The 12,611-nt window shown below is 60.3% G+C and carries 13 protein-coding genes; 11 read left to right on the forward strand and 2 right to left on the reverse strand.

Annotated features, from left to right (window positions below; translation table 11 throughout):
- Nucleotides 1-33: 33 nt before the first annotated feature.
- Genes PPTH39_RS18575 through PPTH39_RS18620 form a run of 10 tightly spaced genes read left to right on the forward strand, consistent with a single transcriptional unit; the run spans nucleotide 34 to nucleotide 10,018 of the window.
- A complete protein-coding gene (locus tag PPTH39_RS18575) occupies nucleotides 34-2,295 on the forward strand; it encodes an MMPL family transporter (protein WP_416068819.1) in 2,262 nt (753 codons plus the stop codon).
- A complete protein-coding gene (locus PPTH39_RS18580) occupies nucleotides 2,289-3,452 on the forward strand; it encodes a sodium:proton antiporter (protein WP_130872289.1) in 1,164 nt (387 codons plus the stop codon). Before PPTH39_RS18575 ends, PPTH39_RS18580 begins: the two co-directional genes overlap by 7 nt.
- Entirely contained in the window at nucleotides 3,440-4,687 is a 1,248-nt protein-coding gene (locus tag PPTH39_RS18585; protein ID WP_130872290.1) for an NAD(P)/FAD-dependent oxidoreductase, read from the forward strand. Before PPTH39_RS18580 ends, PPTH39_RS18585 begins: the two co-directional genes overlap by 13 nt.
- Nucleotides 4,684-5,439 carry a class I SAM-dependent methyltransferase gene (locus PPTH39_RS18590; RefSeq protein ID WP_095000874.1) on the forward strand — a complete coding sequence of 252 codons (756 nt, stop codon included), beginning with the start codon at nucleotides 4,684-4,686 and terminating at the stop codon, nucleotides 5,437-5,439. The genes PPTH39_RS18585 and PPTH39_RS18590 overlap by 4 nt, the downstream gene beginning before the upstream one ends.
- A gap of 5 nt (nucleotides 5,440-5,444) precedes the next feature.
- The gene (locus tag PPTH39_RS18595) at nucleotides 5,445-5,963 is read left to right on the forward strand and encodes a DUF3261 domain-containing protein (RefSeq protein WP_165446537.1); all 519 of its coding nucleotides are present in this window, start codon (nucleotides 5,445-5,447) and stop codon (nucleotides 5,961-5,963) included.
- Complete coding sequence (locus PPTH39_RS18600; protein WP_095000872.1) at nucleotides 5,960-7,147, forward strand: beta-ketoacyl-[acyl-carrier-protein] synthase family protein; 1,188 nt, start codon at nucleotides 5,960-5,962, stop codon at nucleotides 7,145-7,147. The genes PPTH39_RS18595 and PPTH39_RS18600 overlap by 4 nt, the downstream gene beginning before the upstream one ends.
- A complete protein-coding gene (locus PPTH39_RS18605) occupies nucleotides 7,144-7,611 on the forward strand; it encodes a hotdog family protein (RefSeq protein WP_095017717.1) in 468 nt (155 codons plus the stop codon). The genes PPTH39_RS18600 and PPTH39_RS18605 overlap by 4 nt, the downstream gene beginning before the upstream one ends.
- Complete coding sequence (gene fabG / locus PPTH39_RS18610; RefSeq protein ID WP_095000870.1) at nucleotides 7,604-8,332, forward strand: 3-oxoacyl-ACP reductase FabG; 729 nt, start codon at nucleotides 7,604-7,606, stop codon at nucleotides 8,330-8,332. The genes PPTH39_RS18605 and fabG overlap by 8 nt, the downstream gene beginning before the upstream one ends.
- Nucleotides 8,332-9,558 carry a beta-ketoacyl-ACP synthase gene (locus tag PPTH39_RS18615; protein WP_095000869.1) on the forward strand — a complete coding sequence of 409 codons (1,227 nt, stop codon included), beginning with the start codon at nucleotides 8,332-8,334 and terminating at the stop codon, nucleotides 9,556-9,558. The genes fabG and PPTH39_RS18615 overlap by 1 nt, the downstream gene beginning before the upstream one ends.
- Nucleotides 9,559-9,577: 19 nt before the next feature.
- On the forward strand, nucleotides 9,578-10,018 hold the full coding sequence (locus PPTH39_RS18620) for a hypothetical protein (protein WP_095000868.1): 441 nt from the start codon (nucleotides 9,578-9,580) through the stop codon (nucleotides 10,016-10,018).
- 599 nt (nucleotides 10,019-10,617) lie between these two features.
- On the opposite strand, the gene PPTH39_RS18625 is transcribed toward PPTH39_RS18620, so the two are convergent.
- On the reverse strand, nucleotides 10,618-10,956 hold the full coding sequence (locus PPTH39_RS18625) for a YceK/YidQ family lipoprotein (protein WP_095000867.1): 339 nt from the start codon (nucleotides 10,954-10,956) through the stop codon (nucleotides 10,618-10,620).
- A 441-nt stretch (nucleotides 10,957-11,397) separates the two neighbouring features.
- Here PPTH39_RS18625 and PPTH39_RS18630 point away from each other — a divergent pair, with 441 nt between their 5' ends.
- Entirely contained in the window at nucleotides 11,398-11,577 is a 180-nt protein-coding gene (locus PPTH39_RS18630) for a DUF6124 family protein (protein ID WP_095017718.1), read from the forward strand.
- Nucleotides 11,578-11,619: 42 nt separating this feature from the next.
- On the opposite strand, the gene PPTH39_RS18635 is transcribed toward PPTH39_RS18630, so the two are convergent.
- Entirely contained in the window at nucleotides 11,620-12,522 is a 903-nt protein-coding gene (locus tag PPTH39_RS18635) for a LysR family transcriptional regulator (RefSeq protein ID WP_095000866.1), read from the reverse strand.
- Nucleotides 12,523-12,611 lie beyond the last annotated feature (89 nt).

A 12,611-nucleotide genomic window follows, 5' to 3' on the forward strand; every position in this document is an offset into this window, starting at 1 on the left:
CCACGGGCCTTTCTGGTTCTGTTGCTGGCCGTGATGGCACTGGCTGGCTGGCAGTGGCGCCACGGTGCGCCGCTGTCGGCCAACCTGATGGAGCTGGTGCCGGGCGACACACCGGATGCGCTGGAGCTCAGCGCCGAACAGCGCATGCAAGAGCCCCTGAACCGCGAAATGCTGGTGCTGGTCGCCAGTGCAGACCGTCAGCAGGCGATCGCCAGCGCTCAACAATTGGGCGAGCAATGGCAAGCCAGCGGCCTGTTTGAAAAGGTCCAGTGGGACCTGCAAGCCGACCTCCCGGCCCTGCGCGAGCAACTACTGCGCGGGCGTCTGGCGATGCTCTCGAACGCCGACCGTACCCAGTTGATCGAACACCCCGAGGCCTTTATCCAGCAGCGGGTGCAGGCGTTGTTCGACCCCTTTACCGGCTTTAGCCTGGTGCCCAGCCAGGATGACTGGCTGGGCCTGACCGGTCGCATTCAAAACAGCCAGCCGCAACGCGGTGCGGTGCAACTGGACATTGGCAGCGGCGCCCTGATTGCCGATGCCGACGGCAAAAGCTGGGTGCTGTTGCGCGCCCGTACGCAAGGCAATGCATTCGATATGAAGCTGCCTCTGCGGGTCGCCGAACTGCTCGAACAGAGCCGTGAGCAGGTCGCTAAAAACGATGTGCAATTACTCGCCGCCAGCGGCCTGCTGTATGCCGCCAGCGGGCAACAACAAGCCAGCCGGGAAATCACCTGGGTCGGCGGTGGTGCAACGGTGGGTATTTTGCTGCTGTTGCTGCTGGCCTTCCGGCGCTGGCGCGTGCTGCTGGCCTTCGTTCCAGTGCTGGTGGGCATGCTGTTTGGCGCCGTGGCCTGTGTCGCGTGGTTTGGCAGCATGCACGTGATGACACTGGTGCTGGGCTCCAGCCTGATCGGCGTGGCGGTGGATTACCCCCTGCATTACCTGTCCAAAAGCTGGAGCCTGAGACCCTGGCGCAGCTGGCCCGCCTTGCGCTTGACCTTGCCCGGTCTGAGCCTGAGCCTGGCCACCAGTTGCATCGGTTATCTGGCGCTGGCTTTCACACCCTTCCCGGCGTTGACACAAATCGCCCTTTTTTCCGCGGCCGGGTTGATCGGCGCTTACTTGAGTGCGGTGTGCCTGCTGCCGGCGCTGCTCAAAGGCGTCGAGTTGCGTCCTGCGCAATGGCCACTGAGCATTGCGCAAAGTCTGCTTGATGCACGCGCAGCACTGCTGGAAAAAGTCCCGACGGCTGCGCTGCTGGCACTGCTGCTGACCTTTTGTGCCGCCGGCTTGTGGCAGCTCACCAGCAAAAACGACATCCGCCAATGGGTCGGCGCCCCGCCACAGTTGATGAACGAAGCCCAGGCCATTGCGCGCATCACCGGCTATCAGCCAACCAGCCAGTTCTTTCTGGTACGCGCCGACAACGAACAGCAATTACTGGAGCGCCAGAGCAGCCTGAGCCAGCGCCTGGAACAGTTGATCGGCAGCGGCAAGTTGCAAGGCTTTCTGGCCCTCAACCAACTGGTCAGCCAGCCCGGCGAGCAACAACGATTGCGCGCCGCCCTCAGCGCGCTGCCTCAACACTGGCAGCCGCTGCTGGCGCTGGGCGTACCCGAAAGCGCCTTGCAAACCGAGCTGACGCAGCTGCAAGCCTTGCCCGATCAGTCAATCGACGATGCGCTGGCAGGCCCGTTGGCCGAACCATGGCGAGCACTATGGCTGGGCAAAAATACCGACGGCGTCGCCGCGATGGTCAGCCTGCAAGGTTTAAATGATGCCAGCCTGTTGCGTGCGCAAACGCAGGACTTGCCCGGTGTGAAACTGGTGGATCGCCTGGGGGACTTGAACAAAGTGTTTGCGGCCACACAAATCAGCGCTGCTGAGTTGAAGCTGTTGTCATGCGCGCTGATCGTCGTGCTATTGATCGCTCCGTTCGGCTTTGGCGGAGCATTGCGCATCGTTGCGCTGCCGCTCCTCGCCGCCCTGTGCAGCCTTGCCAGCCTTGGCTGGCTGGGCCAGCCGCTGACCTTGTTCAGCCTGTTCGGCTTATTGCTGGTCACCGCCATCAGCGTCGACTACGCGATCCTGATGCGCGAGCAAATCGGTGGTGCGGCCGTCAGCTTGCTGGGCACCTTGCTGGCCGCCCTGACCACATGGCTGTCGTTTGGCTTGCTGGCGGTGTCGAGTACACCGGCGGTGAGCAATTTCGGCTTGTCGGTGAGCCTGGGGTTGGCGTTCAGCTTTATCCTCGCCCCCTGGGCCGGTAAACAGGAGCATAAGCCGTGTTGACGGGTCTGTTCTGGCTGCTGGCGTTAGTCCTGTTTGCGCTGGCCACTCACGTGGGTCGGCGCTTTCGCATGATCCCGATTGTCAGCCAGTTGTTGCTGGCGTCCATCGGTTTGCCGTTGCTGATGCTGTTCTGGATCGAGCCGCACTGGCAGCTCAACGGTGCGCAACTGGTGGCGCCGGTCTGGCTCAAAAGCCTTTACAGCCTGAGCTTCGCCCTGTTGCTGGGGACCATTTTGAGCGACGTGATTGATCTGCGACTGGACCGCCAGAGCCTGAAAATCGCCCTGCCCAGCTTTGCCGTGCCCTTCGTCAGCGGGCTCGCCTGCGCCGTCTGGCTGTTGCCCGAGCAACCCTGGCTGAATTCGCTGGCCGTGGGGCTGGTGTTTGCCATCACTGCCATCCCGGTGCTGTACCTGTACCTGCGCCATATCGACTACCCGCCTGCTGCCTCCCGTCGCCTGGTGCAAAGCGCAATTGTGATCGACCTGACCTGCTGGAGCCTGTTCGGCCTGGCCCAGGGCAGCCTGAACCTGAGCAGTGTATTACTGCCGCTGGCCGGGGCTTTATTGCCGCTGCTGATGCGCGGCCTGCGCATTCGTCAGCCGCTGTGCTACAGCCTGAGTTTTTTCTCACTGTTGGTGGTGGCTGAACATTACCGCCTCAATGCGTTGATATTTGGCGTCGGCTATCTGGTCTGCATGGCATGGCTCAAGGTACCGCTGGTGATGCCGTTAAAGGCCGTGTGGCTTGAGCGCATGCAGACCACGCTGGCGATCCCGCTGATTCTGACGTTCGGCATTGTGCAGATTGATGTACACAGCGCCCTGGGCCAGATAAGCCCGCTGCAACTGGCGGCCCTGTTGCTTCTGCCGATGGCCAGCAAACTGCTGGGCAACTGGCTCGGACTGAGCTGGGCCACGCCCTCGTTTGCAGGCGCCAGCCGATGGCGTGAAAGCCTGCTGCTGAACATTCGCGGGTTGAGTGAGATCGTATTCCTCAACTTGCTGCTGCAACAACAGCTGATCAGTCCCGCGTTGTACTTCGCGTTGATACTGATGAGCCTCATCGCCACGCTGCTGCCGGCGCTGGCGGGTATGAGCACCCCCCCCTTGAAGTCTGCCGTGGTACCCGGCAAGGAGCGCCTGTGTCAGGAATAGAAATGGAACGTCGTCAGGTTGTAGTCATCGGTGCAGGACCGTCCGGCGCCATTGCCTCGGCCCTACTTAAACGCAAGGGCCACGATGTGCTGGTTATCGAGCGCCAGCACTTCCCGCGCTTTTCGATTGGCGAAAGCCTGCTTTCGCACTGCATCGACTTCATCGAAGAAGCGGGCATGCTGGACGCGGTGCAGGCCGCCGGCTTCCAGCTGAAAAACGGTGCTGCCTTCGCCTGGGGCGAGCAATACAGCGCCTTCGATTTTGGTGACACATTCAGTAACGGCAAACCCACCACCTTTCAGGTGCAACGCGCGGACTTCGACAAACTGCTGGCCGATCAGGCCGCGCTGCAAGGTGTCGAAATCCGTTATGGCGAAACCGTGATCAGCACGGATATCGAGCGTGCCAAACCGCTCCTGCACATTGAGCGCGAAGACACCAGCCGCTATCAGGTTGAAGCTGACTTCATTCTCGACGCCAGCGGCTACGGCCGCGTATTGCCGCGCTTGCTCGACCTTGAAGCACCGTCGAACTTTCCGCTGCGTCAGGCGGTGTTTACCCACGTGGAAGACCGTATCGATTACGAAGGTTTTGATCGCAACAAAATCCTTATTACCACCCACCCGACCCAGCGCGACATCTGGTTCTGGAGCATCCCGTTCAGCAATGGCCGCACGTCGGTGGGCGTGGTGGCGGCAGCCGGGCATTTCGAAGGCCGCAGTGAAAACCTCGACACCTGCCTGCGCAGTTTTATCGATGAAACCCCCAGCCTGCAACGGGTGCTGGCCAATGCCGTATGGGACACTCCGGCCCGTACCCTGGGCGGTTACTCGGCCAACGTCAAAACCCTGCACGGCCCAGGTTTTGCACTGTTGGGCAACGCTGCCGAGTTCCTCGACCCGGTGTTCTCCTCGGGCGTAACCATCGCCATGCGTTCAGCGAGCATGGCGGCGGGCGTGCTGCACCGTCAGTTGCAAGGCGAGGCGGTGGACTGGCAAAGCGAGTTTGCCGAACCGCTCAAGCGCGGGGTCGACACCTTCCGTTGCTATGTTGAAGGCTGGTACGCCGGCACCTTCCAGGACGTGATCTACCACCCCGGCAGCCAGCCGCATATTCGCCGCATGATCAGCTCGATCCTGGCCGGTTATGCCTGGGACGAAAGCAACCCCTTTGTCAGCGAGTCCAGGCGCCGTTTGCGCATGCTGTCGGATATCTGCGCCACGGAGCCCGCATGAAACCTCTGAGCGATACCTACGTTGAAGAAACCCGCCTGGGGTTCTGGTTCTTGCGCAGCCACACCTGGCAGCACCATGTACTGCGGGTGGCCATCAATGACCTGCGCAGCCTGTTCAGTGATGAACTGCCAACCGCGCCGGTGATCCTCGATGCCGGTTGCGGCCAGGGCAAATCGTTCCAGTACCTGGACAAAACCTTCGCACCGAAGCGCCTGATCGGCCTCGATGCTGATCCCCTGAGCCTGCACTTGAGCGCCGAAGAAGCCCGGCGTCAGGGCATCGACATTGAGCTGATCGGCAGCGATTGCGCTGAGCTGAAGGTGGCCGATGACAGCATCGACATCCTGTTCTGTCACCAGACTTTTCATCACCTGGTGCAACAGGACCGGGCATTGGCCGAGTTCTACCGGGTGCTCAAGCCCGGTGGTTACTTGCTGTTTGCCGAGTCCACCGAAGCCTATATCGATACCTGGGTGATCCGCTGGCTGTTCCGTCACCCCATGCATGTGCAAAAAAGCGCAGCGCAATACCTGGAGATGATCCGTGACCAGGGCTTTGAATTTGAGCCACAGAATATCTCCTATCCTTACCTGTGGTGGAGTCGCTCCAAAGACTTCGGCCTGTTGGAGCGGGTTGGCTTGCTAAAGCCAAAACCGGTGGGCCAGCGTGATGAAACCCTGGTCAACGTGGTGGCGCGCAAACCCCAATCCCCTGTGGGAGCGGGTTTACTCGCGACAGGATCGCTGCTGTGAATCAGATGAACCGAGTTGCCTGCATCGCGAGCAAGCCCGCTCCCACACGGATAATGTTTGTGTGGTTAGTGATGTGCATGCTGCTCAGTAGCTGCACCAGCTTGCCGCTGCCCAGGAAAACGCCAACCCTGGCCCTGCCCATGCAATTGCATATCCAGCGCGAACAGGCCGAACAACGGCAAGACTGGTTGCTGGTGATCCAGCAGCAAGGACCTGCCCTACGCTGGTCGCTGATGGACCCCCTGGGTATTCCGCTGGCGCGCCAATTACTGCAAGACGGCACCTGGCAGGCTGACGGTCTGTTGCCGCCCAACCCCGAGGCCCGCGAACTCTTCGCCGCGCTATTGTTTGCACTGACACCGGCAACTGAGCTGGCGGACAATTATCCACAAGCAAAAACTGCGGCTGACTTGCGAGTTATTGAACAGCGCTGGCAAGTGCACTACCAGCAACCCGAGGCATTTCGCATCGATATGAAGGGCGATCTGCATTACACAATCAGCCCGCTGGAGGCCGCCCCATGACTGCTTACCTCAACGCACTGGGCGTTGTCTGCTCTCTGGGCCGAGGCCCCGCCGAAGTGGCGAGCAAACTGTTTGCCGGTGACTGCTCGGGCATGCAGCGGCAAAGCGGCTGGGTGCCTGAACGCTCGCCGACCATCGGCGCGGTAAGCGGCGAACTGGCAGCGATCCCCGCTGGGCTCGAACAGCAAAACAGCCGCAACAACCGACTGTTGCTCGAAGCCGCATTGCAAATACAGGGCGATATTGAGCAAGCAATCGCTACCTTCGGCCGCGATCGTATTGCCATCGTGCTGGGCACCAGTACCTCGGGCATTGATGAAGCCAGTCAGGGCATTGCCCATTACCTGCAGCATCAGCAGTTCCCCGCTGATTACAGCTATCAGCAACAAGAGCTGAGTGCACCGGCCACGTTCCTGGCCGACTGGCTGAACATCAGCGGGCCGGCCTATGTGATCTCCACCGCCTGTACCTCCAGCGCCCGGGCGCTGATGAGCGCCCAGCGGTTGCTGGACATGAACCTGTGCGACGTAGTGCTGTGCGGCGGTGTCGACACGCTATGCAAATTGACGCTCAACGGTTTTTCGGCGCTGGAGGCGGTGGCGGATGAGCGCTGCAACCCGTTTTCGGTCAACCGTCGAGGCATCAATATCGGCGAAGCGGCAGCGCTGTTCTTGATGAGCAGGCACCCCGCCAACGGCCACACCATCGCTCTGCTCGGCGCAGGCGCCAGCAGTGACGCGCACCATATTTCCGCCCCGGAGCCCAGCGGCCGCGGCGCCGTACAAGCCATGCACAAAGCCTTGGGGCGCGCGGGTTTACAGCCCGCTCAGATCGGTTACCTGAACCTGCATGGCACCGCCACCCAGCACAACGATGCGATGGAAAGCCACGCCGTGTCGCAGGTGTTCGCCAACGGTGTGCCGTGTTCGTCGACCAAACCCATGACCGGCCATACCCTGGGTGCGGCTGGCGCGCTGGAAGCTGCCTTCTGCTGGCTGAGCCTGAGCCACGGTGGTGCTTTGGCGCCCCATGTCTGGGACGGCCAAGGCGACCCGGCGCTGCCGGCGCTAAACTGGGTTACCCCCGGCCAGACCCTCGCACCCGCCCCACAGCGCTGCCTGATGAGCAATTCGTTTGCCTTCGGCGGCAATAACGTCAGCCTGATTATCGGAGAGGCCCCATGATTGACTGGCCACTCGCCGAACTGCTGCCCCACGCTGGCGACATGATCCTGATCGATCAGGTCCTGGCGTTTGATGAAGAGCAGATTGAAACCCGCCTGATCGTAAAAGCCGGCGGCCTGTTCAACCGCGAAGACGGTAGCCTGCCCGCCTGGACAGGCATTGAATTGATGGCGCAAAGCGTCGCGGCCTACGCCGGTTGTCGCGCCCGCTTGCAGGGCCGCCCCGTGGCGCTGGGCTTTTTGTTGGGCACACGTAAATTTGAATGTAACGTCGAACATTTCCCGCTCGGCGCCCCGCTGCATATCCACGCCCTGCGCTCACTGGAAGACGACAACGGCATGGGCGTATTCGAGTGTCACCTCACCGGCCCCGGTATCCATGCCAGCGCCCGCCTGAACGTGTTCCGTCCGCCCCAGGCTGACACCTACCTTGCTCAAACACCCCGGGAGACCCGCCATGACTGAGTCCATTCTGGTCACAGGTTCCAGCCGTGGCATTGGCCGCGCCATCGCCTTGCGCCTGGCCCAAGCCGGCTTCGATCTGGTCCTGCATTGCCGTAGCGGCCGCAGCGAAGCCGATGCCGTCATGGCCGAAGTACACGCCTTGGGTCGCAGTGCCCGGGTGTTGCAATTCGACGTATCGGATCGCACCCAATGCAAAGCCATTCTGGAAGCCGACGTTGAAACCCACGGCGCCTACTACGGCGTAGTGCTCAATGCCGGCCTGACTCGCGACGGCGCCTTTCCAGCGCTGAGCGAAGACGATTGGGACGTGGTGATGCGCACCAACCTCGACGGCTTTTACAACGTGCTGCACCCGGTGATGATGCCGATGATCCGCCGCCGCGCAGCCGGGCGTATCGTCTGCATTACTTCGGTCTCGGGCCTGATCGGCAACCGCGGGCAGGTCAACTACAGCGCTTCCAAGGCCGGTTTGATCGGCGCCGCCAAGGCTCTGGCCATCGAGCTGGGCAAACGCAAAATCACCGTCAACTGCGTCGCGCCGGGGCTGATCGACACCGCCATGCTTGACGAAAACGTACCGGTAGACGAACTGATGAAAATGATCCCCGCCCAACGCATGGGCACCCCCGAAGAAGTCGCAGGGGCGGTCAACTTTTTGATGTCGGCCGAAGCGGGCTATATCACCCGCCAGGTGCTGGCCGTCAACGGAGGGTTGTGCTGATGAAACGCGTCGTTGTCACCGGCATGGCCGGTATCACCTCGCTGGGCAGTGACTGGGCCAGTATCGAAGCCAACTTTGTGGTCGGGCGCAGCGGTATCCGGCGCATGGACGAGTGGGACCGGTTCGCTGAACTTAACACCCGACTGGCCGGCCCCATTGATGACTTTGTGGTGCCCGCCCACTGGACCCGCAAGCAACTGCGCAGCATGGGCCGCGTGTCGCGGCTGGCCGTCGGCGCTGCAGAGCAGGCCCTGCAGGACGCCGGCCTGCTCGACAACCCGATCATTCGCGACGGGCGCATGGGCGTAGCCTGCGGCTCGTCCACCGGCAGCACCGACGAGATCATGGCGTTCGGCAATATGCTGCTCAACTCGGTGGCAGACGGCCTCAATGCCAACAGCTACGTACGGATGATGCCGCACACCACAGCGGCCAATATCAGCATCTTCTTTGGCCTGACCGGGCGCCTGATCCCGACCTCCAGTGCCTGCACCAGCGGCAGCCAGGGGATCGGCTATGCCTACGAGGCCATCAAGTTCGGCCGCCTGCCGCTGATGCTCGCCGGCGGCGCCGAAGAACTGTGCCCCACCGAAGCGATGGTGTTTGACGCGCTGTACGCCACCAGCCTGAAAAACGACGCCCCGCACACCAGCCCACGCCCCTACGACAGTGGTCGTGACGGCCTGGTGATCGGCGAAGGCAGCGGCATGCTGGTACTCGAAGAGCTGGAACACGCACTGGCCCGTGGCGCCCATATCCACGCAGAAATCGTCGGCTTTGGCAGCAATGCCGACGGCCAGCACACCACCCGCCCGGAAGTCGGCACCATGCGCCGGGCGATGGAACTGGCACTGGAAGACGCCGGTATTGGCGCGGATGCCATCGGCTATGTAAACGGCCACGGCACCGCCACCGAACAGGGTGATATTGCCGAGACACTGGCCACCAGCGAGCTGTTCGGCAAACACATGCCCATCAGTTCGCAGAAGAGCTTTTTTGGCCATACCCTGGGCGCCTGTGGGGCGCTGGAATCCTGGTTCAGCATCGAAATGATGAACCGCGACCGCTACGTTCCCACGCTTAACCTCGATAAAGTCGACCCGCGCTGCGGCGAACTGGATTACCTGCGTGACGAGTTCCGGGTGATGCACAACGACTACGTGATGAACAACAACTTTGCCTTTGGCGGAGTCAACACATCGTTGATCTTCCGTCGCTGGGCCTGATACCTGTGGAACCCATGCAATGACTTACCTGCTGCGCATTACCTTGATTGCCCTGGCCCTGCTGACCACCGTGTCCTGCACCAGCAAACCCGTGTTCACCCCCGACCGCACATTACATGCCTCGATCAACAGCGACCGTGCGCAAATGCAACAGGCCATCGTCAAGGCCCTGGTCGGGCGCGGCTGGACAGTGCAAAAAATCACCCCGCAACTGGTGCAGGCGCAGATCACCGTGCGCGGGCAATACCACGCTGAAATCGACATTCCGTACAGCGCCGATCACTACCGGATCCAGTACCGCGACAGCAGCGGCCTGGACTACAAGGACGGCAAGATTCACAAGAATTACATTCGCTGGGTGCGCCTGCTGGATCGCGATATCGTGCGCGACCTCAAGGACAATCAGAACGAACGCACGGCCAAACAGCTGTCTGAAGCGGCGCGGGTAAAACCGTTGTAACCATCAGAAACGACAAAGGCGCCTTTCGGCGCCTTATTCACAAACAGACTGGCTTGTCATAGCACTGTGTCTGTCCGGCTCTGTAATGGCTGGTTTCCCAGGATTCTCAGAGTCTCACAAGCCCCTTGCGGGTACGAATGGACTATTACTCGCGCTAAGCGTTTAGGCAACCAGCATGACGCCCGCTTATCGTTTCTGGCCGCTCTTTTACAAGCTCAAAGCGCAGCGGACAGCCGATGTTTACGAATAACCACGATGGCCCTGACCTTGATCATTCCGGCACTTCATAGCCTCTGAAATCACAAATAAGTACGCTGCCTTCTTTCGGTTGATATTGAAGTGACATTGACTGGACCCGTGCTTAAAGAAGCGATTTTGCGCAGCATTACTTTCAAGTTTCCAAGCGTGTTTTATAACTGCGCGTTTCGCAATTCTCGGCCAAACCGCAGCCCCTGCGGGCCATATCTCTTTCATTCGCAGGACATAACCTGCAAAGCCTGAACCGCGATGTAGCGCTGGCGATGGTGCATCTGATCCATCAGGCTAAAACGTCTGTGGATAAGTGACTGGCCCGGTAATACACGCTCCCAAAGCTACAACTATCGGGCGAGAGTGATACTTCCTTCGGTGCTTTGGCGATAAATCGTGTAGGGCAGCACCACCGTGTCAGCAATGGCGGAAGGCACGAAATCCAGAAGCCTGAGTGGTAGCAAGGCAGACGCTGCAATATCTTGTGAAACAGTAGGGGATGGCCCGTGCAGAATACACAGACCGTATGACACGCCACTGTAAACCCGGGGCACGGAATCACAGTAGGTTTTCCACTCTTTAAGATTACGACGCGTTACTTCATCACCACGCAATACCGTATTGGTCGTTCCACAACCGCTGAGTGCCAAGCATAAGCCAGCGAGCACTGCGTAACCTTTATGGGCCATGATCAAATCTCGATGTCAGGGGTTAATAACCTAACGACAAACGTGCACAAAAGGCGATCACCTCCCGGCATCGATTTGTTAAGAGATTTTTCGCCAAGAGGGAATCTTGCGCGCCAACATTTACCGGGCAGCGACGTCCGAGGGTCATATCTCTTTCATTCGCAGGACGCTTCCTAGAGAATCCTTGGGTCTTGCGCCTGTCTCTTTCGATCGCTAGCCTCCGGTACGTCATCCCCCATGGTTGACCGGGCGTGCAAGTCCGATTGAGATTTGAGTATCACCGCCAGAAACTCTGCTTTATGGCGGCTGTACGTGGGAGGTCTTCGGATCTGCCGGGTTTTGCTCCTATCTACCGGTCTTGCACACCCGCGTACAGCTGCCACCCTCTTTGTGTGCAAGCAAATGGTGACAGCTTCCAATTCGTATAGATGGAGACTCACCATGACTACACACGATCACGAACAAACCCTCGAACACACCGATGAACTGCTACGCTGCGCCATCGCCACGGCCTATGCGTCGGCCGATAACCTGCAAGGCCTGAACCGCGATGTGGCGCTGGCGGTGGTGCATCTGATCCATCAGATCAAAGCGTCTGTGGATAAGTTGCTGGCTCGCTGATCAGCCCTGCCCTCACCCCAAACCTCTCCCTCCGGGAGAGGGCTAGGGTGAGGGGTGCACCATCTTGCGCGTCAGCAACTGCGCAAACGCGGTCGCCATCGGTGATGAGTGACCCTTGCGCTGCACCAGCCACACCGCCGTATTGGCATCGGTATCCAGCAACGGCCGATAAACCACACCCTTGATACGCATATGCTGGAACGACGCCGGCAGCACCGACACCCCCAACCCCGCCGACACCAGCCCGATAATGGTCATGGCCTCCCCCGCCTCCTGGGAGATATGCGGGCTGAACCCCGCCACCCGCGCGAGGCTGAGCAATTGCGCGTACAAGCCGCTGCCATAGCTGCGCGGGAAGAATACAAAGGGTTCGTCCGCCAATGCCGCCAGTTGCAAACCATCCTCGCTGCCTTCGGCCAGCGGGTGATCGGCGCGAATCACAGCCACCAGCGGCTCGCGAAACAGTTCAACAACATGCAACGAATCCGGCAACGCCAGCGGCCGCATGATCCCGACTTCGATGGACTCATCCACCAGCCCCTCGGCCACCTCGCGGCTGCTCATTTCCTTGAGGTCCAGATGCACCGCCGGGAACGCCTGGCGAAAGGCAAAAATGGCCTGGGGGATACTGGAGTTGAACGGCGCCGACGAGGTAAAGCCAATTTTCAATTCACCCAGCTCACCCAACTGCGCCCGCCGGGCCACGTCGGCGGCTTTGTCGACCTGGGCCAACACCCGCCGCGCCTCCTCAAGAAACAAGCGTCCGGCTTCGCTCAGGGCAACCCGACGATTGGTTCGCTCGAACAGCCGTGCCCCCAATTCCTGCTCAAGCGCCTGAATTTGCTGGCTTAGCGGTGGCTGGGAAATGCCCAGCACCTGCGCCGCCCGACCAAAGTGAAGCTCTTCGGCCACGGCAATGAAGTAGCGCAAATGGCGCAGTTCCATACAACCCCCATTAAGTCGTAAAACCTATTAAACAGGTCGAATTATATATTGGAAAGAATCGTTAGCCGCCTATATTCTTTTGTCATTGC

Origin of the sequence: Pseudomonas bubulae (genome assembly GCF_900618535.1) — a bacterium.
GTDB classification, from domain to species: domain Bacteria; phylum Pseudomonadota; class Gammaproteobacteria; order Pseudomonadales; family Pseudomonadaceae; genus Aquipseudomonas; species Aquipseudomonas bubulae.